Genomic DNA, 17,823 nt, shown 5'->3' on the forward strand with positions numbered 1-17,823 from the left:
AGAGGATTCCCACATGCTATGGAGAAAAGGCCGACGCAGTGACAACGTCGTCGATGCCCGTGGCGATGACATGGGCGGTGGTGGCATGCGTTTCGGTGGCGGCAAGGGCCTGAGCCTCGGGGCGATTCTGCTGATCGTCGGTATTGGCTGGATTACCGGGCAGGACCCGCTGCAGATACTCGGACAATTAACCGGGCAGATGACCGAGCAATCGGCCCCTTCTACGCAAACCCGTCACGCCCCTCCGGCCAACGATGAACAGGCCGAATTCGTGCGCTCGATCCTCGGCGACACCGAAGACACCTGGGGCGCCATTTTCCAGCAGGCGGGCCGGCAATATAAGGATCCGACCCTGGTGCTGTTCAGCAACCGCGTCAATTCTGCCTGTGGTCTGGCAACCTCGGCCACCGGCCCGTTCTATTGCCCGGCAGACCAGAAGGTCTATCTGGACATGGCGTTCTTCCAGGAGATGGCCCAACGCTTCAAGGCCGCGGGCGACTTCGCACAGGCCTACGTGATCGCTCACGAAGTCGGACACCATGTGCAGACGCTTCTCGGCGTCTCGGCGAAAATTCAGGCCGCCCGCCAGCAAGGTCGGCAGATGCAAGGCGACGGCGGTCTGCTGGTGCGCCAGGAACTGCAAGCCGACTGCCTGGCGGGCGTCTGGGCCTACCACGCGCAGAAGCGCCTGAACTGGCTGGAGCCGGGCGACATCGAAGAGGCCTTGAACGCGGCAAACGCCATCGGTGATGATCGCCTGCAACAACAGGGTCAGGGCCGTGTGGTGCCGGACTCGTTTACTCACGGTACGTCGGCGCAAAGGGTGCGCTGGTTCAAAACCGGATTCGCCCAGGGCCAGGTTGGCCAGTGCGATACCTTTACGGCGAAAAACCTGTAAATGCATAAATGGCTGTTGGCTTTACTGTTCATCGGCGGCACCGCACAAGCGGCCGGCGTCGACGCGATCAGCCCCGGGCGCCTGCAATTGCAGGCCGGCGAAATGGCGGTGGGTATCGGCCCGGCGCCGGCGAAAATCGAGCGGGTGCTGATCGTCATTCATGGCAAGCTGCGCAACGCCGAGACCTATCGCAAGAGTGGCGAAAGCGCTGCCGAACTGGCCGGACAAACCGCCAACACCCTGGTGATCGCCCCGCAGTTTCTCAACGAAAGCGATGTGTCGCTCTACTCGTTACCCGCCAGCGTGCTGCGCTGGCAAGGCAACGACTGGATGGGCGGCGGATTATCCATAGGGCCGAATCCGCTGAGTTCCTACGCTGCACTGGACGAAATCGTCGGGCGGCTGAGTGATCGCAAGCAGTTTCCGGACGTGAAGCAGATCGTGATCTTCGGCCACTCCGGCGGCGGTCAGGTGGTGCAGCGCTATGCCCTGCTCGCCCGCGAACAACCGGCGCTCAAGGCTGAAGGCATTCGCTTGCGCTACGTGGTGGCCAACCCGTCGTCGTACGCTTATTTCAATGAACAACGGCCCGTGGCGTTCGATCACGCGCAGTGTCCGGGATTCAACCGCTGGAAGTACGGTCTGGTGGATCCGCCGATCTACTCCGGTGGACAAACGCCCGCACAGCTTGAAGGCCGTTACGTCAAACGCGAGGTGATTTATCTGTTGGGCCAGCAGGACACCGACCCGCAACACCCGGCGCTGGACAAGAGTTGCGCCGCCGAAGCGCAAGGTGCCTATCGCCTGATGCGCGGGAAGATGTTCTTCAGCTATTTGCTGCGTCGGCATCCGGAAGGGGTGAATCAGCGACTGGTGGAAGTGCCCGGCGTCGGGCATAACGGCGACGGCATGCTGACCTCTCCGGAAGGTCAGAAAGCAATCTTCGACCAATAAAAAACGGGGGCCGAAGCCCCCGTTTTTTTCAAGCGAACAAGATCCGCCGCAATTCCACACAATCCTTCGCATGCCAGTCGGTCAGCTCCGGCCACGGATTATCCGGCAGGTTCACCAGCACCGTGTGGGTGCCCGCCGCCCGACCGCAATCGAGGTCGAAGCGGTAATCGCCGACCATCACCATCTCGCTCGCCGGCACTTGCCAGGCCTCGGCGAGTTTCAGCAGGCCACCCGGATGCGGTTTCGGCGGTGCTTCATCGCGGCCCAGCACATCCTCCACCGCGAAGCAGTCCGCGAGGCCGATGGCCTCCAGCGTCACATGGGCCAGCTCCCGCGCATTACGGGTCAGGATGCCGAGTCGATAACCCCGCGCGTGAAGATCGCGCACCAGCTCCACCGCACCGGCTGCCGGGGTCGAGCCGAGCGCGAGATCCCGCTCATGCTCCAGCAGCCACGCATGTTTCGCCGCCGCTTCTTCGGCAGGCAATGCTGCGAGGTGGGTGAGGATGTCGTCCTCCGGCGGGATCGCCAGCGCCACGCGGATCGCCGCGAAATCATGCACGGCCACGGTCAGGGTGCCGTCCATGTCGAACACCCAGTGCCGCACCTCCGCCAGACTCATGCCCAGTCCTTGCGATGACGGATCAGGCCTTCCTGGGTCACCGACGCTACGAGTTGCCCGGCGCGGTTGAACACGCTGCCACGAGAAAATCCGCGGGAGTTGCCGGCCCACGGACTGTCCATGGCGTAGAGCAACCAGTCATCGGCGCGCAGGTCATTGTGGAACCACAAGGCGTGGTCGAGGCTGGCGACCTGCATGTCTTTCTGCCAGACCGATTTGCCGTGAGGCAACATCGAGGTGGTCAGCAGGCCGAAGTCCGAGGCGTAGGCCAGCAGGTATTTGTGCAATGCGGGAATGTCGGCCAACGCACCGTCGGCGCGAAACCACACGTACTTGATCGGGTCCGCCGGTTGCGGGTTGTACGGGTCTTTTTCAGTGACCGGGCGCACTTCGATCGGCTTCGGGCACAGCAGCTTTTCACGCATGTGTTCCGGGATCAGGTGCGCGCGTTGCTGGGTCAGTTCCAGCTCCGACGGCAGGTTTTCCGGGCCGACCACTTGCGGCATCTGGCTCTGGTGTTCGAAGCCTTCCTCGTCGTACTGGAACGAAGCGCTGCAAGTGAAAATCGGGTGGCCCTTCTGGATCGCGGTCACGCGGCGAGTACTGAAACTGCCGCCGTCGCGCACGCGGTCAACCGAGTAGACCACCGGCAACTTGGCATCGCCCGGACGCAGGAAATAACCGTGCATCGAATGCACATGGCGCGTTTCTTCAACCGTCTGACTGGCCGCCGACAGCGACTGGCCGAGCACCTGGCCGCCGAACAACTGGCGAAAGCCCAGATCCTGACTGCGACCACGGAACAGGTTTTCCTCGATCGGTTCGAGGGTCAGCAGATCCACCAGATCTTCCAACACTTGGCTCATTCAGACTCTCCTCACACAACGCTATGCCGCGCAGTCTTGGCTGCGGCGGAAAATTCAGGTTCTGGCGCGAGCCATGATCGCGCCATTGTAAACGTCCGTGTCGGCTTAGCCATGCAGGGTCTGCAGCCATTGCTCCCTGGTGATTCGGTACAACAGATGTCGACGCAACGGGTGATCGACAGCCAGTTTCGGATGATCGAAATCATGGGCCGGGTCGTGATGCATGCCGATGGCCTGCATGACTTTTTCCGACGGCAGATTGCTCTGCGCGGTGAACGCCACGATCTCCTTCAGCGCCAACCGGTCAAAGCCGCAACGCAGCGCGGTCCACGCCGCCTCGCTGGCATATCCCAGGCCCCAGTGCTCCTTCGCCAGACGCCAGCCGATTTCCACCGCCGGGGTGAACGGCGCCTCGAAACCGACTACGCCGAGCCCGGTAAAACCGATGAATTCGCCGGTGTCCTTGCGCTCCAGCGCCCACAGGCCGAAGCCGTGTTCGGCGAAATCCGCGCACACGGCCGATCATTGCGGCACTTTCCAGCCGGCTCAACAGCGCGGGAAAATAGCGCATCACCTGCGGATCGGCGCACATCGCCGCAAATGCCGGCAAATCCGCGTCCTGCCACTGACGCATCAGCAGTCTCGCGCTTTCCAGCTGCAGTATCGGCTCCATAGTGCCCCTCCGTTTCCATGCCGCCAGTCTACATCGCTGGTAGGCTTTGCACTCTTTCCTACAGCCTTTATGAATAGTCCGCCATGCCATTGCCGTTGATCTACCACGAAGACTACAGCCCCGAGTTTCCGGCGGATCACCGCTTTCCCATGGACAAGTTCCGCCTGCTGCGCGATCACCTGGTGGACAGCGGCCTGACCCGCGATGAAGACCTGCTGCGCCCTGAACTGTGCCCTGCCGATATCCTTGCCCTGGCCCATGATCGCAGCTACATCGAACGCTACATGAGTGGCGAGTTGTCCCGCGAAGACCAGCGGCGCCTCGGCCTGCCGTGGAACGAAGCGCTGGCCCGGCGCACGGTGCGGGCCGTCGGCGGTTCGATTCTGGCAGCGGAAAAAGCGCTGGAACATGGCCTGGCCTGTCACCTTGCCGGCGGCACCCATCACGCGCATTACGACTACCCCGCCGGCTTCTGTATCTTCAATGACCTGGCGATCATCAGCCACTACCTGTTGCAAAGCGGCCGGGTGAACCGGGTGCTGATCTTCGATTGCGACGTGCATCAGGGCGACGGGACTGCACGGATTCTGCACAACACCCCGGAAGCGATCACCGTTTCCCTGCATTGCGAAAAGAACTTTCCTGCACGCAAGGCCGAAAGCGACTGGGACATTCCGCTGCCCAACGGCATGGGCGACGCCGATTACCTGAAAGTCGTCGACGATGCGCTCAACTATCTGCTGCCGCTGTATCAGCCGGATCTGGTGCTGTACGACGCCGGCGTCGATGTGCACAAGGACGACGCCCTCGGTTACCTGCAACTGACCGACGACGGCGTCGCCGCCCGCGATGAAAGCGTCATACGCCATTGCCTGGGCCGCGACATCCCGGTGGTCGGCGTGATCGGCGGTGGCTACAGCAAGGATCGCCAGGCCCTGGCCCGCCGCCACGGCATCCTGCATCACAGTGCGCAGCGCGTCTGGCAGTCATCGGGTTGTCATTGAGTTGTGCTGCGTTACCCACAATGGCTGTGGAACGGCCTGTGGATAACCTGAGCGAAAGGGACTACAGCCCAAGCTGAACATGGCCTGCAGCGCGCTGGTTGTTTTTTGATCAGGCCTGACGATAGCCGCTGCTGCTAGAATGCGCGGCTTATTCCGCCACGCTATTGCCGCTGCCATGACCCAGACTTCCGCCGCCCTTCCCGCTCACGTCGCCATCATCGGCGGTGGCCCCGCCGGCCTGATGGCCGCCGAAGTGCTGAGCCAGGCCGGAGTCCGTGTCGATCTGTACGACGGCATGCCCTCGGTGGGCCGCAAGTTCCTGCTGGCCGGGGTTGGCGGCATGAACATCACTCACTCCGAAGCCTGGCCGGCCTTCCTCTCGCGCTACGCCGAACGCGCCCCGAACATCGCCCCGCTGCTGCGCGCCTTCGATGCCGACGCACTGTGCCGGTGGATTCACGAGCTGGGCATCGAAACCTTCATCGGCAGCTCCGGCCGGGTATTCCCCACCGATATGAAGGCCGCTCCATTGCTGCGCGCCTGGCTCAAGCGCCTGCGCGACAGCCGCGTGGTTATCCACACCCGCCACCGCTGGCTCGGCTGGGATGAAAGCGGCGCATTGCGCATCGACAGCCCGGAAGGCGAGAAAACCCTCAACCCCGACGCCACCCTGCTGGCCCTCGGTGGCGGCAGCTGGTCGCGGCTGGGTTCCGACGGCGCGTGGATGCTGCCATTGGAGCAACGCGGCGTAGGACTGGCGCCATTGCAGCCGAGCAATTGCGGCTTCGAGGTGCAGGCCTGGAGCGAAGTGATGGTCAGCAAATTCGCCGGCGCGCCGCTGAAAAATATCGCCATCGGATTGAACGACGATATTCCGCGCTTGGGTGAATGCGTGATCACCGCTACCGGCATCGAGGGCAGTCTGATTTATGCGCTGTCGGCGCCGATTCGTGAGGCGATCAATGTGCACGGTGCCGCGACCATTCACATCGACCTGCTGCCCGGCCGACCTGTGGATAAATTGCACGCGGCTTTGAGCAAACCACGGGGTTCACGCTCGATGGCCAAGCATCTGCACAGTCAGGTCGGAATTGATGGGGTGAAAGCAGCGTTACTGCGAGAACTCACTGACGCCGCAACGTTTGCCGATCCAGCGCTGCTGGCCCGGGCGATCAAGGCCTTGCCGCTGACCTTGGTGAAACCCCGTCCGCTGGACGAAGCGATCAGCAGTGCCGGTGGCGTGACGTTCGAGGCGATGGATGAGCGGCTGATGCTCAAGGCGTTGCCGGGGGTGTTCTGTGCGGGGGAAATGCTGGATTGGGAAGCGCCGACTGGCGGGTATTTGCTGACGGCGTGCTTTGCCAGTGGCCGGGCGGCCGGAGCTGGAATGCTGGACTGGTTGAAACAGCGCAATTGATCGTTCCCGCATTGCGCGGGAACGATCCGATCTGACGCTTAAGGCTTACGCTTGCGCGGTCCGGTATTGAACACCGGTACCTTGCGCACAGGCTTGATCGAAGGCTCCGGCGCCTGAGTCTCGCCGCTGTCCACCCACTTGCCCAGATTGCGCTTGCCACCGCCACCACCGGAAGCCTTCGGCTTTTTCGGTTTCTTCGGTTTCTTGATCACCTGGCCACTGGCATCGGTGTCCGGCACGCGGTGCTCCGGCACGAAGTCCGGCTCAATTTCACGCTTCAACGTGCTGCGGGTCAGCATTTCAATCGCCGACAACATGTTCACTTCATCCGCACACACCAGCGAAATCGCCTCACCGGTCGAACCCGCGCGGCCAGTCCGGCCGATACGGTGAATGTAATCCTCGGCAACGATCGGCAGATCGAAGTTGACCACCAATGGCAGGTCTTCGATATCCAGACCACGAGCAGCCACATCGGTGGCCACCAGAATCTGCACCTCACTCAGTTTGAAACGGTCCAGCGCCCGCTGCCGGGTCGCCTGCGGCTTGTCGCCGTGGATGCCGTCGGCGTTCACGCCCAGGCCCTGGAGCTTCTCGACCAGCGCATCCACACCGTTGCGGGTCTTGGCGAACACCAGCACCTGCTTCCACTTGTTCTTGCGCATCAGGTGCACGAACAGTTCCGGCTTGCGCTTCTTGTCCACCGTGACAATCCACTGCTTGACGGTATTGGCGGCCACGTTGCGCGGGCTGACTTCGATGCTCAGCGGATCGTTGAGCATCTGCCCGGCCAGCAGGCGGATGTCATCGGAGAAGGTCGCGGAGAACAGCAGCGTCTGACGTTTTTTCGGCAGCGCGCGGTAAATGTTCGCCAGTTCCTCGGAAAAGCCCAGGTCGAGCATGCGGTCGGCTTCGTCCAGCACCAAGGTTTGCAGCTGGCTGAACTTCAGCGCGTTCTGGCGGAACAGGTCGAGCAGACGGCCCGGGGTCGCGACCAACAGATCGACGCCGCCACGCAGCTTCATCATCTGCGGGTTGATGCTGACGCCGCCGTACACCGCGTAAGTGCGCAACGGCAGGTTTTCAGCGTACTGGCGCACGGCTTCATGGACTTGTTCGGCCAGCTCGCGGGTCGGCACCAGAATCAGCGCACGCACCGAGTTGGCGGTGACCTTCGGCCCTTCCATCGCCAGCAGTTGCAACAGCGGCAAGGCGAAACCGGCGGTCTTGCCGGTGCCGGTCTGGGCCGCGGCCATCAGGTCGCGACCGGCCAGCACGGCCGGAATGGCTTGCGCCTGCACCGGCGTCGGGGTCTGGTAGCCGAGCTTCTCGAGGGAGCGCAGCAAGGGTTCGATCAGGCCAAGGGTGGCGAAAGTCATGGGAGTACCGTAGGAAAAATCAGAGCAGATTGTGCAAAACGAGTATGCGATGGCGCGCAGTTTACCCTAATTCGCACGCTGCTCCGTCGCTATGGCAGCCGGCTCGCTGACCACCGGCAGCTGCCGTGGGCGCCGCCACTGCGGCAGACCGATCAGCACCACCGCGCCGATGATCACCAGCATCGCCAGCGCCTCTTCGATGCCGATGGTCTCGCCGACAAACACGATCCCCAGCAACACCGCCACCGCCGGGTTCACATAGGCATAACTGGTGGCCGCCGCCGGGCGAACGTTTTTCAACAGATACATATAGGCGTTGAAGGCGATGATCGAGCCGAAGAAGATCAGGTAAGCCAGCGTCAGCCAGCCTTCCAGCGGCGGCATGGCTTGCAAGTGTTCGCCGCTGGCCGCGCTGCCGATCAGCAGCACCACGCCGCCCACCAGCATTTCCACGGCACTGGCCATCGCGCCCTGGGGCAATGGCAGGTGTTTGCTCCACACCGAACCGAACGCCCAGCTCGCCGCGGCAAAAATCAGCAGCGCCGCGCCCAGCGGGCTCGATTGCAGGTTGGAGCCCATGTTGAGCATCGCGATGCCTATAATCCCCATCGCCACCCCGGCCCATTCCAGACGGGTGTTGCGCGCCCCCCAGAAATAACCGCAGAGCAAAGTGAACAGTGGCACCGTCGCCACCGCCAGTGCAGCAACACCCGATGCCACGCCGCTATGCTCGGCCAGCGTCACCGCGCCGTTACCGAAACTCAGCAACAGAATCCCGATGATCCCCGCCGCTTTCCACTGCGCCCAGGTCGGCGCCGGTGCCCCGCGCCAGCGCAGGAAGGCGTACATCAGAGTGCCGGCAATCACGAAGCGCACGCCGCCGAGCATCAGCGGCGGCCAGTATTCGACACCGATGCGGATCACCAGATAGGTCGATCCCCAAATCACGTACAACGCAAAAAACGCAGCGATCAACGGCAAGGAAAAACGGCGCAAGGCAGACATGGGCAGCTCGAAAGTCAGACTCAGGGGATTGGTTATTCTAGAAAGGCCAACCGCTAAAAATAAGTTACAAAACCTGTTTATAGCGCCGGTACACTTTTGAAAACACGGAGATCGACGGCTGAAACCGTCATTTCGAAAGTCTGGCATTTTCAGGAGTCCGACCTTGGACAAATACGACCGCATGCTGCTCGGCGCCCTGCTCGAAAACGGTCGCGCGTCCTACGCCGACCTCGCCCGCAAAGTGAACCTCTCCGCCCCAGCCGTCGCCGAACGCGTGGCCAAACTCGAGGCGGCCGGAGTAATCACCGGGTATCAGGCGAACATCGACCTGTCGAAAATCGGCTTGCCGATCCAGTGCGTGATCGAATTGCGCCTCCACCAGAACGGCAGTCAAAGGGTCTACGACGAACTGGTGAAGATTCCGCAACTGACCGAGTGCTTTCGAGTGACGGGCGATCCGTGCGTGATCATGAAGGCCGCGGTGGGTTCGATGCCGGAGCTGGAGGACTTGATCAACCAGGTGGCGAAATTCGGCTTCAGCAAGACGTCGATCGTGTTGTCGAGTGCGATAGAGAAGCGGGTGCCGTTGGGGCATATCGAAGGTAACGGCAAATCCTGAGGCGATAGTGATCCCTATGGGAAATGTGTTTGCCTGAAAATCAGCGATAGCGCTGCAAGTGCTCGCCGACCTTGGCGGCCGGTACTTTCTGCAATTTGCACAGCAGGTCGTGCGATAGCTCCCGCACGCCATGCTTGTGCCGCAACTCATCTGTCAGATGCGCCAGCAAATTCGCCGCCATCTCCGCATCCGCCATCGCCCTGTGCGCCTGGCCGGTATGCGGCAATTGGGCAAAGGTGGTGAGCGTGCCGAGCTTGTGGTTCGGCGCCGCTGGCATCAAACGCCGGGCCAACAACAGCGAACAAGCAAAGTTCTGCAGGCGGGTACGTTTGATCCGGCCCAGTTCGAAGTCCCAGAACTTCTGGTCGAACGCGGCGTTGTGCGCCAGCAAGGGCGTGCAGCCGACGAATTCGTTGACTTCGTTCATCACCTGTTCGGCCGACGGAGCGGTGCGCAGCATGGCGTTGCTGATGCCGGTGAGTTGTTCGATGAAGGCCGGGACGCGCACGCCGGCGCTCATCAGGCTCTGGTAACGCTCGACGATACGGCCGTTTTCCAGCATGACCACGGCAATTTCCGTGGCCCGGCAACTGCTGCTCGGCGAAATGCCGGTGGTTTCAAAGTCGATGACTGCAATGCGTTCCAAACCGGGTTCAACTCCGTTCAAATCAATTCTTGAGCAACGCTCAGTTTTTCAACAGCAGTGCGCCTTCGATCGGCACATAACGGCTGGCGGCGCGGATCAGCGAGTTGGCGGTCAGGCCGGGAACGCCGTAGGCCACCGCTTGCACGCCGTGTTTGTTGATGATGCGTTCGAGCAGCATGTCGAAGTCGCCATCACCGGAGGCCAGGACGATTTCGTCGACGTGGTCGGCGGCATCCATGATGTCGAGGGTGATGCCCACGTCCCAGTCGCCCTTGGCCGAGCCGTCGCTGCGCTGGATGTAGGGTTTGAGTTTCACGGTGAAACCGAGGTTGCGCAGGATCTGCTGGAACTGCTGCTGTTTGCTGTCGCCCCGGTCGATCGCATAGGCGTAGGCCTCGACGATCTGCCCGTGCTGGCTGACATCAGCCCACAGCGCTGCGTAGTTGAAGTGGCAACCATAGGCCTGACGCACGGTGTAGTAGAGGTTCTGCACATCGGCGAACACTGCGATTTTTTTCACCGGAGTTCCTGTAAGCGCTGACGCGCATGAGCCGGATCAGGCACCAGGCCCGAAAAAGGCGCTCAGTATGCCAGCCCGAAGGAAGGTTCCGCGAATAATCGGCCCGGGGCGCTCAGGCGCCCCGGACGAATGGTGAATCAGACGAAGGAATCGTCGTCATCGAAGAACGATGAGTTGTCATCGCTGTAGTCGGTGTCGCTGAAGCCACCCTGGTTGTTGCCCCAGGAGTCGTTGTTGGCCATGCGCTGGTCATCGCCCCAACCGTTGTTACCCTGATCGTTGACCTGGGCCGGTTCTTCCTTGATCACCTCAACGATTTCTTCCGGCTGCTGGTTGTGATGGAACAGGCTGCTGATGCCTTGTGCCAGCATCACGCCACCCGCCACACCGGCGGCGGTTTTCAGGGCGCCGCCGAGGAAGCTGCTACCGGCCGCCGGGGCCGCTGGTTGCTGGCCATAACCCGGTGGTGGCGCGCCGAAATTCTGTTGTGGCGCGGGAGCACCGAAGTTTTGCTGCGGAGCCGGTTCACGCCAGCCGCCAGTGGAGGCCGGGGCGCTCTGGGTCGGAGCCGGGCGCGGGCTGCTGCCACCGAATATGCTCGACAGGAAACCGCCGCCGCTCGACGCCGGGGCTGCGCTTTGCGCCTTGGCCGATTGCAGTTCGGCCTGCAGTTGCTGGACCTGTTGAGTCAGTTGTTTGTTCTGTTCGTCGAGGCTCTTGATCGCGGCCTCCTGCACCAGAATCGCCTGGGTCATGAAATAGCCTGCGGCCGGCTGGCGCGTCAGGTGTTCCTTGATCCGCGCTTCAGCCAGTGCGTCGCGCGGGGCTGCCTCCGTTTCGGCCTGTTGCAGCCGGGAAAACAGTCCATCGATCAGGGTTTGCTCTTCGCTGTTCATGGCGACCTCGTAGATTGCCGGGGATAACGTTGCCCTCGTCCACGGTGGACAAGGTGCATCTCCGTAATGGAGGCAGTGACAGAATGTTTCAATGATCTTTACCGAACGTTTACGTTTGTCCCCGGCGGCACATCATCGGTTAAAGTGGGCCACTGTTTTTGACCTGCGATACCGACTGATGAATGCCTTCGATGTGCTGCGTGACTCACTGTATTTCTTTAAACGCAATCTGGCCCGGATCGTCCAGTTGTGCCTGCCGCTGGTGATCTTCGAAGCCGCGTTGCAACAAGTGGTGGATCACGCCAGCGACCCGGACGGTTATTCGGCCATCAGTGTGATCGTCGGCCTGCTGGTCTACCCGCTGTACACCGCCGCGCTGATCCTGTTTCTCGACGCCCGCACCCGTGGCGAATCCCCGCAAACCCTCGACTTGCTGGCGATGGCGGCGCGCCTGTGGCCGCGTTTTGCCGTGCTCACCGCGCTCAACACGCTGTTGATCCTGCTCGGTCTGTCCCTGTATTTCCTGCCAGGCCTGTGGCTGATGGTCACCCTGGCCTTCGGTGAATACCTGCTGGTGCTGCGCGGCTATGGCCCGTTGCAGGCCATGAAGGAAAGCCTGCGCTTGAGCCGTGGGCATTTCCTGCGGATTCTGGTGTGCATCCTCTGTGTGATGGGGCCGTTGTGGCTGCTCAAAGGTCTGACCCTGCAGGTCTACCCCGATCCGCAGAATCCGTTGATCGCCATATTGATCGACAGTGGCCACAGCTTCCTGCAGCTGTTCACCAGCGTAGTGCTGTTCCGCCTGTTCATGTTGATCAGCGAATTGCCCGACAAACGTGACGGAATAGTCTGACCGCTCTGCGCTTGGGTGATGCGGGGGTCTCGGGTATGCTCGGGACCACTTCCGTATCGCTATAAGCCGAGCCATGACCCGTCTACTGCGCTACATCCTGCTGCCTGTGCTGCTTGCCATCGCCCTGATCGGCGTGATGATTTTCAGCCTGACCTGGCGCCCCGACGCCCGGGAGACCCTGCCGGTCAGTTGCACCGGGCAGCCGCCGACGCTGGTGCCCGGCCAGGCGCTGAAGGTCATGACCTGGAACGTGCAGTACCTGGCCGGCAAGCGCTACGTGTTCTGGAATGACCTGGCGCAAGGCGACGATGAAGCCCCGACCCCGGAAGACATGGCGTTCAGCCTCGACGAAGTGGCCCGGGTGATCCGCGACGAGCAGCCCGATGTGGTGCTGATCCAGGAACTGGATGACGGCGCCAAGGCCAGCGACTATCAGAACCAGCTCAAGCTGTTGCAGGAACGCCTCACCGACCTCTATCCGTGCAGCGCCCATGCCTTCGACTGGAAGGCCGATTTCGTCCCGGATCCGCATATCTTCGGCAGTGTCGGCCGGCAACTCGCGACCCTCAGCCGCTTTCGTATCGAACACGCCGAACGCCTGCAATTGCCGGTGCAGCCGCTGAATATCATCAGCCGCCAGTTCCAGCCGAAAAACGCCCTGCTCGCCACCACTCTGCCGTTCAGCAATGGCGGGCAACTGGTGGTGTTCAACACCCATCTGGATCGCGCCATGCAGCCGGACGAAACCTTGCAGGCGCAAGTGACGGCGGTGGCCAAGGTTCTCGACAAACACGAAAGCCACGGCACGCCGTGGCTGATCGGAGGGGACTTCAACCTGTTGCCGCTCGGCCAGTACCGGCGCCTGCCCAGCGAACAGCGCACGCCCTACTCCGTGGACAGCGCGCTGCATCTGTTGTGGGACAAATACCCGATGATCCCGACCAACAACGAAGCCGGCGGCATCGACCGCGCCAAGTGGCTGACCCATTACCCCAACGACCCCGGCCTCAACGGCCCGGATCGCACGGTCGATTACCTGTTCTACAGCCCGAAGATCAAACGGGTCGAGGCCACCGTGCGTCAGGACGATACCTTGCGCATTTCCGATCATTTGCCGGTGATTGCGAAATTCCTCCTGCCACCCAACTGATTGCCGCCGTAACTCAATGGGCCTCTTCGAGATCGTCGTGCAACAGCCCGAAGATCTGCCGTTTCATGTCGATGAACGAGCGCTCCATCACCATGTCCAGCGTGCGTGGCCGCTCGATCGGCACGTCGAGAATCTGCTTGATCCGTCCCGGCCTGGCGCCCATCACGTACACCCGGTCGCCGAGCAGAATCGCCTCGTCGATGTCGTGGGTAACGAACAGCACGGTCTTCTTGCTGTTGCCCCACACCCGCAGCAACAGCTGTTGCATTTGCAGGCGGGTCTGGCTGTCGAGGGCGCCGAAGGGTTCGTCCATCAGCAAGATCTGCGGATCGTTGGCCAGCGCCCGGGCAATAGCCACCCGCTGCATCATGCCGCCGGACAACTGCTTGGCGTAGTTGTCGGCAAATCCCGACAGGCCGACTTCGTGCACATAGTGATCGACGATCTCCTTGCGTTTCGCTGCCGGCATGCCCCGGCGCTTGAGACCGAACTCGACGTTCTGCCGCACCGTCAGCCACGGGAACAGCGTGTAGCTCTGGAACACCATCCCGCGATCCGCGCCGGGGCCCTGCACTTGCTGGCCGCCGACGTAGATTTCGCCGGAGGTCGGCTCGGCGAGGCCGGCGGTGAGGTACAGCAGGCTCGACTTGCCGCAGCCCGACGGCCCGACCAGCACTGCAAATTGCTGATCCGGCACTTCGAACGACACTTCTTCCAGCGCAGTGAATGTACCGCCACCCGGTTTGCTGTAGCGCAGGCTGACCTTGTCCACCTGCAACCTTGGCGCGGCGTGTGCCGGTGCGGCGACCGGCTCGATGAAACGACGGTTGGCAGCGGTTACTGAGCCCATGCGGCAATCCTCAAACGCAAGAAGCGGAACAGTTGATCGGTGACCAGGCCCAACAGGCCGATGATCGCGATGGCGAGAAAAATCACATCGACCTGAAAGCCGCGCATGGCCTTGAGGCTCAAGTAGCCGAGGCCGCTGGACGCGGCGACCAGTTCGGCGACCACCAGATAGGTCCAGGCCCAGCCCATGGTCACCCGCAAGGTGTCGAGCACGCCGGGTAACGACGCCGGGGCGATCACATGCAGCACCGCGTCACGCCGGTTGGAGCCGAGGGTGTAGGAGGCGTTGATCAAGTCCTTGGAGATGCCTTTGGACACGTCCGCAACCATCACCAGTTGCTGGAAGAACACACCGAAAATGATCACCGAGACCCGCTGCTCCAGACCGATGCCGATCCACAGGATGAACAGCGGCACGAACGAGGTCACCGGCAGGTAACGGATGAAGTTGACCAGCGGTTCGAGGAACGCCTGGACGATGCGGAAGCTGCCCATCAACAAGCCCAGCGGCACCGCCACCAGCGACGACACGATGAAACCGACCATCACCACTTCGACACTGGCCCAGACATGCTGGCCAAGAGTGCCGTCGCGGCTGAGGCGCACGGCGGCCTCAACTACCGCGCCGGGCGTCGGCAGGAACATCCCCGGCACGATGCCGCCGTAGGACAATCCGGCCCACAGGCCGACCAGCAACACCCAAGCCAGACCGCTGGCGCTCCACACTACCGGCACCGGCAATCCGGTCTTCGGCGTGATGCAGCGGCTCAGCCATGAATTGCGCTTGAACATGACCAGTCTCCTAGAGCGGGCTGACGAAACGGTTATCCACCAGATCGTCGTTGCTGACGTTGTAGGGCTTGCCCTGCAATTCGCTGGCGGTTTCGTTGGCCAGTTTGATCAGCGGTGCGCTGTCACCCGGCGCGCCCGGTTTGCCCAGCAGCTTCTCGCTCATGGCCTGATCGTAGAAGCGCACGCCTTGCGCGGCGGCGGCCAGTTCCTTCGGATCGGACAGGTAACCGCCGACGCCCTTGGCCATGATTTCGTAGGCCTTCTGTGGATGATCCTTGGTGTACTGCACCGCTTTGTAGAGACCGGCGACCAGCGCCTTGACGTCTTCCGGCTGCTTCTCGATCACCGTGCAGTTGAGCGCCACCACATCGACGATCACGCCAGGCGTACTGCTGCTGTCGATCAGCACTTTGCCCTGCTGCTTGTCGCGCACCATCGACAGATGCGGCTCCCAGGTCACGGCGGCCGGCACGCGACCGGCGATGAACGCGGTGGCGGCATCGTCGGCGGTCATGTTCTGCACGGTGATGTCGCTCATGCTCATGCCGTTCTTTTTCAGCAGGTACGAGAGCCAGAACTGCGAGGTCGACCCTTCGTTGACGGCCACGGCCTGGCCCTTGAGTTCTTGCAGGCTCTTCACGTTTTTGCCGACCAGCACGCCGTCGCCGCCATGGCTGTCATCCAGCGCGGCCACGGCCTTGAAGCAGAACTGCGGGCGGTACTTGAGCACTTCGTCGATGGTCGAGGCCGAGCCGGACAATTGCCCGGACGCCTGGGCGGCCATGTACATCGACGCCTCTTCGACCACCGGCAATTCGACGGTCAGGCCGTTTTCCTTGAAGTAGCCCAGATCCTGGGCCAGATACAGGGTGCCGTAACCGACCCACGTGGTGTGGCCGATCGACAAGGTGCCGGCCTGGGCGGCGGTGACTGAAAGGGCGGAAATCGCCAGAGGACATGCAAGACGGGTAAACAAGGACTTGTTCATGGAGCACTCCCAACGCTGTTGATTTAGTTGTCATGGGCAGTACGGCCAGCCGGGGTCTCGCGATTGCACGCTGCGGTCTCTGTCGGACTCTGGCGGGCAATGCCTTGGCTGGCGAAATCGATGTTGACCCAGGCTTGGCGTCAGGAAAACGAGGAAATAGTTAGACGCGAACGATGAAAAAACTGGGTAGTGCGCACCGCGAAAGGGCGCGTCGGGCGGGGACGCCCGAGGTGGGTGCAAAGCCAAAAAAAACCGCAGCCAAAGGCTGCGGTTTTTAGCGGTTCACGCTGCTTGCAGATCAGAGCCGACCGTATTCCTGCGCCGTACGATCCAGCGCTTTCAAGGTCTTGCCCACCAGTTCATCTATCTCTTCACGGCTGGCAATCAACGCCGGCGCCATGATCATCCGCCCCAGTGTCGAGCGAATGATCACCCCCTCTTCAAAACCGATCGTGCGGCAGCGCCAGGCGATGTCGTTCTCATTGGCGAAGCGCTTGCGCGTGGCCTTGTCTTCGGCCAGTTGCAACGCCGCGACCATGCCCGTGCCCTGAATGTCGCCCACCAACGGGTGATTGCCGAACACCTCGCGCAGGCACTGTTGCAGGTACGGCCCGATGTCATCCTTGACCCGCGTCACCACGCCTTCATCGCGCAATGCCTTGAGGTTGGCAATCGCCACCGCCGCCGCCACCGGGTGCCCGGAATAGGTCAGGCCGTGAGCGAACACACCACCCTGTTCCACCAGCACGTCGGCCATTTTCTTCGACAGGATCAAACCACCCATCGGGATGTAACCGGAGGTCAAACCCTTGGCGATGGACAGGGTGTCCGGCTCGAAACCGAAGTATTCGTGAGCGAACCATTCACCGGTACGACCGAAGCCGCCGATCACTTCATCGGCGCACAACAGCACGTCGTACTTGCGGCAGATGCGCTGGATTTCCGGCCAGTAGCTTTCCGGCGGGAAGATCATCCCGCCCGCGCCCTGAAACGGTTCGGCGATGAAGCCGGCGACCTTGTCGGCGCCCAGTTCGAGGATCTTCGCTTCCAGCTGCTGCGCCGCCCGCAGACCGAATTCCGCCGGGGTCAGGTTGCCTTCGTGGGCGAAAAAGTACGGCTCGTCGATGTGCGCGATGTCGGGAATCATCCCGCCCATTTCGTGCATGAATTTCATGCCGCCGAGGGCCGTCGCCGCCAGGGTCGAACCGTGGTAACCGTTCCAACGGCCGATCATGATTTTCTTTTCGGGCTTGCCCAGCACCTGCCAGTAACGGCGCACGGTACGGATCAGCACCTCGTTGGCTTCGGAGCCGGAGTTGGTGTAGATCGCGTGGCTGTAGTGCCCCGGCAGCAGGCTGAACAGCAGCTCGGAGAGTTCGATCACCTGCGGGTGGGTGGTGTGGAAAAACATGTTGTAGTACGGCAACTGCTCCAGTTGCCGGCTCGCCGCCGCGTTCAGGTCCTTGCGACCGTAACCGAGGTTGGTGCACCACAGCCCGGACATGCCGTCGAGGTAGCGCCGACCGTCGTTGTCCCACAGGTGCAGACGATCACCGCGCACCATCACCCGTGGGCCTTCGTCGTTGAGGGCCTTCTGGTCGACGAACGCATGAATGTGGTGCGCTGCATCGGCGGCCTGGTAGTCGCGGGTTTCACGTGAGGTGGTCATCGCCGGATCTCCTTTTTTGTTGT

Annotated in this window: 18 protein-coding genes and 1 pseudogene; 7 read left to right on the forward strand and 12 right to left on the reverse strand. The window is 62.0% G+C overall.

Going from position 1 to position 17,823, the window contains the following annotated elements:
* The first annotated feature begins 13 nt into the window (after window positions 1–13).
* Together CAF87_RS20995 and CAF87_RS21000 are read left to right on the forward strand one after the other, a co-directional pair.
* Entirely contained in the window at window positions 14–898 is an 885-nt protein-coding gene (locus CAF87_RS20995) for a neutral zinc metallopeptidase (RefSeq protein WP_085732902.1), read from the forward strand.
* On the forward strand, window positions 899–1,852 hold the full coding sequence (locus CAF87_RS21000; protein ID WP_085732904.1) for a hypothetical protein: 954 nt from the start codon (window positions 899–901) through the stop codon (window positions 1,850–1,852).
* 28 nt (window positions 1,853–1,880) lie between these two features.
* Here CAF87_RS21000 and CAF87_RS21005 read toward each other — a convergent pair whose 3' ends face one another.
* From CAF87_RS21005 to CAF87_RS21015, 3 genes and pseudogenes are all read right to left on the reverse strand, one after another.
* Window positions 1,881–2,474, reverse strand: coding sequence for an HAD family hydrolase (locus CAF87_RS21005; RefSeq protein ID WP_085732906.1), 594 nt, complete (start codon window positions 2,472–2,474; stop codon window positions 1,881–1,883).
* Entirely contained in the window at window positions 2,471–3,340 is an 870-nt protein-coding gene (gene tesB / locus CAF87_RS21010) for an acyl-CoA thioesterase II (RefSeq protein ID WP_085712241.1), read from the reverse strand. Before tesB ends, CAF87_RS21005 begins: the two co-directional genes overlap by 4 nt.
* A 105-nt stretch (window positions 3,341–3,445) precedes the next feature.
* Window positions 3,446–4,013 (reverse strand): annotated as a pseudogene (locus CAF87_RS21015) (GNAT family N-acetyltransferase).
* Between the two features lie 83 nt (window positions 4,014–4,096).
* Here CAF87_RS21015 and CAF87_RS21020 point away from each other — a divergent pair.
* The gene (locus tag CAF87_RS21020; RefSeq protein ID WP_085732908.1) at window positions 4,097–5,017 is read left to right on the forward strand and encodes a histone deacetylase; all 921 of its coding nucleotides are present in this window, start codon (window positions 4,097–4,099) and stop codon (window positions 5,015–5,017) included.
* Window positions 5,018–5,192: 175 nt separating this feature from the next.
* Window positions 5,193–6,434, forward strand: coding sequence for a TIGR03862 family flavoprotein (locus CAF87_RS21025; RefSeq protein ID WP_085732909.1), 1,242 nt, complete (start codon window positions 5,193–5,195; stop codon window positions 6,432–6,434).
* Between the two features lie 38 nt (window positions 6,435–6,472).
* Here CAF87_RS21025 and CAF87_RS21030 read toward each other — a convergent pair whose 3' ends face one another.
* Together CAF87_RS21030 and yedA are read right to left on the reverse strand one after the other, a co-directional pair.
* On the reverse strand, window positions 6,473–7,813 hold the full coding sequence (locus tag CAF87_RS21030) for a DEAD/DEAH box helicase (RefSeq protein ID WP_085732910.1): 1,341 nt from the start codon (window positions 7,811–7,813) through the stop codon (window positions 6,473–6,475).
* Window positions 7,814–7,879: 66 nt separating this feature from the next.
* Window positions 7,880–8,818 (reverse strand): drug/metabolite exporter YedA, encoded by a 939-nt coding sequence (gene yedA / locus CAF87_RS21035; protein ID WP_085732912.1) that lies wholly within the window; start codon window positions 8,816–8,818, stop codon window positions 7,880–7,882.
* Window positions 8,819–8,981: 163 nt separating this feature from the next.
* Between yedA and CAF87_RS21040 the strand changes: the two genes are divergently transcribed.
* Window positions 8,982–9,437: an Lrp/AsnC family transcriptional regulator gene (locus CAF87_RS21040; protein ID WP_085732914.1), complete on the forward strand. Its 456-nt coding sequence runs from the start codon at window positions 8,982–8,984 to the stop codon at window positions 9,435–9,437.
* A 40-nt stretch (window positions 9,438–9,477) separates the two neighbouring features.
* Here CAF87_RS21040 and CAF87_RS21045 read toward each other — a convergent pair whose 3' ends face one another.
* From CAF87_RS21045 to CAF87_RS21055, 3 genes are all read right to left on the reverse strand, one after another.
* Entirely contained in the window at window positions 9,478–10,083 is a 606-nt protein-coding gene (locus CAF87_RS21045) for a PolC-type DNA polymerase III (RefSeq protein WP_085732916.1), read from the reverse strand.
* A 40-nt stretch (window positions 10,084–10,123) separates the two neighbouring features.
* Window positions 10,124–10,603, reverse strand: coding sequence for an NYN domain-containing protein (locus CAF87_RS21050; RefSeq protein ID WP_007958730.1), 480 nt, complete (start codon window positions 10,601–10,603; stop codon window positions 10,124–10,126).
* Between the two features lie 137 nt (window positions 10,604–10,740).
* A complete protein-coding gene (locus CAF87_RS21055) occupies window positions 10,741–11,499 on the reverse strand; it encodes a DUF2076 domain-containing protein (RefSeq protein WP_085732917.1) in 759 nt (252 codons plus the stop codon).
* 178 nt (window positions 11,500–11,677) lie between these two features.
* On the opposite strand from CAF87_RS21055, the gene CAF87_RS21060 reads away from it, so the two are divergent.
* Window positions 11,678–12,352: a YciC family protein gene (locus CAF87_RS21060; protein ID WP_085733022.1), complete on the forward strand. Its 675-nt coding sequence runs from the start codon at window positions 11,678–11,680 to the stop codon at window positions 12,350–12,352.
* A 73-nt stretch (window positions 12,353–12,425) separates the two neighbouring features.
* Window positions 12,426–13,502, forward strand: coding sequence for an endonuclease/exonuclease/phosphatase family protein (locus CAF87_RS21065; protein WP_085732918.1), 1,077 nt, complete (start codon window positions 12,426–12,428; stop codon window positions 13,500–13,502).
* A gap of 13 nt (window positions 13,503–13,515) precedes the next feature.
* Here CAF87_RS21065 and CAF87_RS21070 read toward each other — a convergent pair whose 3' ends face one another.
* From CAF87_RS21070 to CAF87_RS21085, 4 genes are all read right to left on the reverse strand, one after another.
* Entirely contained in the window at window positions 13,516–14,352 is an 837-nt protein-coding gene (locus CAF87_RS21070; RefSeq protein ID WP_085687896.1) for an ABC transporter ATP-binding protein, read from the reverse strand.
* Window positions 14,340–15,143, reverse strand: a complete 804-nt coding sequence (locus CAF87_RS21075; protein ID WP_085732919.1) for an ABC transporter permease — start codon at window positions 15,141–15,143, stop codon at window positions 14,340–14,342. The genes CAF87_RS21070 and CAF87_RS21075 overlap by 13 nt, the downstream gene beginning before the upstream one ends.
* 10 nt (window positions 15,144–15,153) lie before the next feature.
* Window positions 15,154–16,131, reverse strand: a complete 978-nt coding sequence (locus tag CAF87_RS21080) for an ABC transporter substrate-binding protein (protein WP_085732921.1) — start codon at window positions 16,129–16,131, stop codon at window positions 15,154–15,156.
* 298 nt (window positions 16,132–16,429) lie between these two features.
* On the reverse strand, window positions 16,430–17,800 hold the full coding sequence (locus tag CAF87_RS21085) for an aspartate aminotransferase family protein (protein WP_085703122.1): 1,371 nt from the start codon (window positions 17,798–17,800) through the stop codon (window positions 16,430–16,432).
* Window positions 17,801–17,823 lie beyond the last annotated feature (23 nt).

The organism is Pseudomonas sp. R38(2017) (assembly GCF_002112395.1).
Classification (GTDB): domain Bacteria; phylum Pseudomonadota; class Gammaproteobacteria; order Pseudomonadales; family Pseudomonadaceae; genus Aquipseudomonas.

Coding starts and splice junctions, on each gene's coding strand:
- CAF87_RS20995 (WP_085732902.1), top strand. CDS start 14: ATGCTATGGAGAAAAGGCCGACGCAGTGACAACGTCGTCGATGCCCGT.
- CAF87_RS21000 (WP_085732904.1), top strand. CDS start 899: ATGCATAAATGGCTGTTGGCTTTACTGTTCATCGGCGGCACCGCACAA.
- CAF87_RS21005 (WP_085732906.1), bottom strand. CDS start 2,474: ATGAGTCTGGCGGAGGTGCGGCACTGGGTGTTCGACATGGACGGCACC.
- tesB (WP_085712241.1), bottom strand. CDS start 3,340: ATGAGCCAAGTGTTGGAAGATCTGGTGGATCTGCTGACCCTCGAACCG.
- CAF87_RS21020 (WP_085732908.1), top strand. CDS start 4,097: ATGCCATTGCCGTTGATCTACCACGAAGACTACAGCCCCGAGTTTCCG.
- CAF87_RS21025 (WP_085732909.1), top strand. CDS start 5,193: ATGACCCAGACTTCCGCCGCCCTTCCCGCTCACGTCGCCATCATCGGC.
- CAF87_RS21030 (WP_085732910.1), bottom strand. CDS start 7,813: ATGACTTTCGCCACCCTTGGCCTGATCGAACCCTTGCTGCGCTCCCTC.
- yedA (WP_085732912.1), bottom strand. CDS start 8,818: ATGTCTGCCTTGCGCCGTTTTTCCTTGCCGTTGATCGCTGCGTTTTTT.
- CAF87_RS21055 (WP_085732917.1), bottom strand. CDS start 11,499: ATGAACAGCGAAGAGCAAACCCTGATCGATGGACTGTTTTCCCGGCTG.
- CAF87_RS21060 (WP_085733022.1), top strand. CDS start 11,678: ATGAATGCCTTCGATGTGCTGCGTGACTCACTGTATTTCTTTAAACGC.
- CAF87_RS21065 (WP_085732918.1), top strand. CDS start 12,426: ATGACCCGTCTACTGCGCTACATCCTGCTGCCTGTGCTGCTTGCCATC.
- CAF87_RS21070 (WP_085687896.1), bottom strand. CDS start 14,352: ATGGGCTCAGTAACCGCTGCCAACCGTCGTTTCATCGAGCCGGTCGCC.
- CAF87_RS21075 (WP_085732919.1), bottom strand. CDS start 15,143: ATGTTCAAGCGCAATTCATGGCTGAGCCGCTGCATCACGCCGAAGACC.
- CAF87_RS21080 (WP_085732921.1), bottom strand. CDS start 16,131: ATGAACAAGTCCTTGTTTACCCGTCTTGCATGTCCTCTGGCGATTTCC.
- CAF87_RS21085 (WP_085703122.1), bottom strand. CDS start 17,800: ATGACCACCTCACGTGAAACCCGCGACTACCAGGCCGCCGATGCAGCG.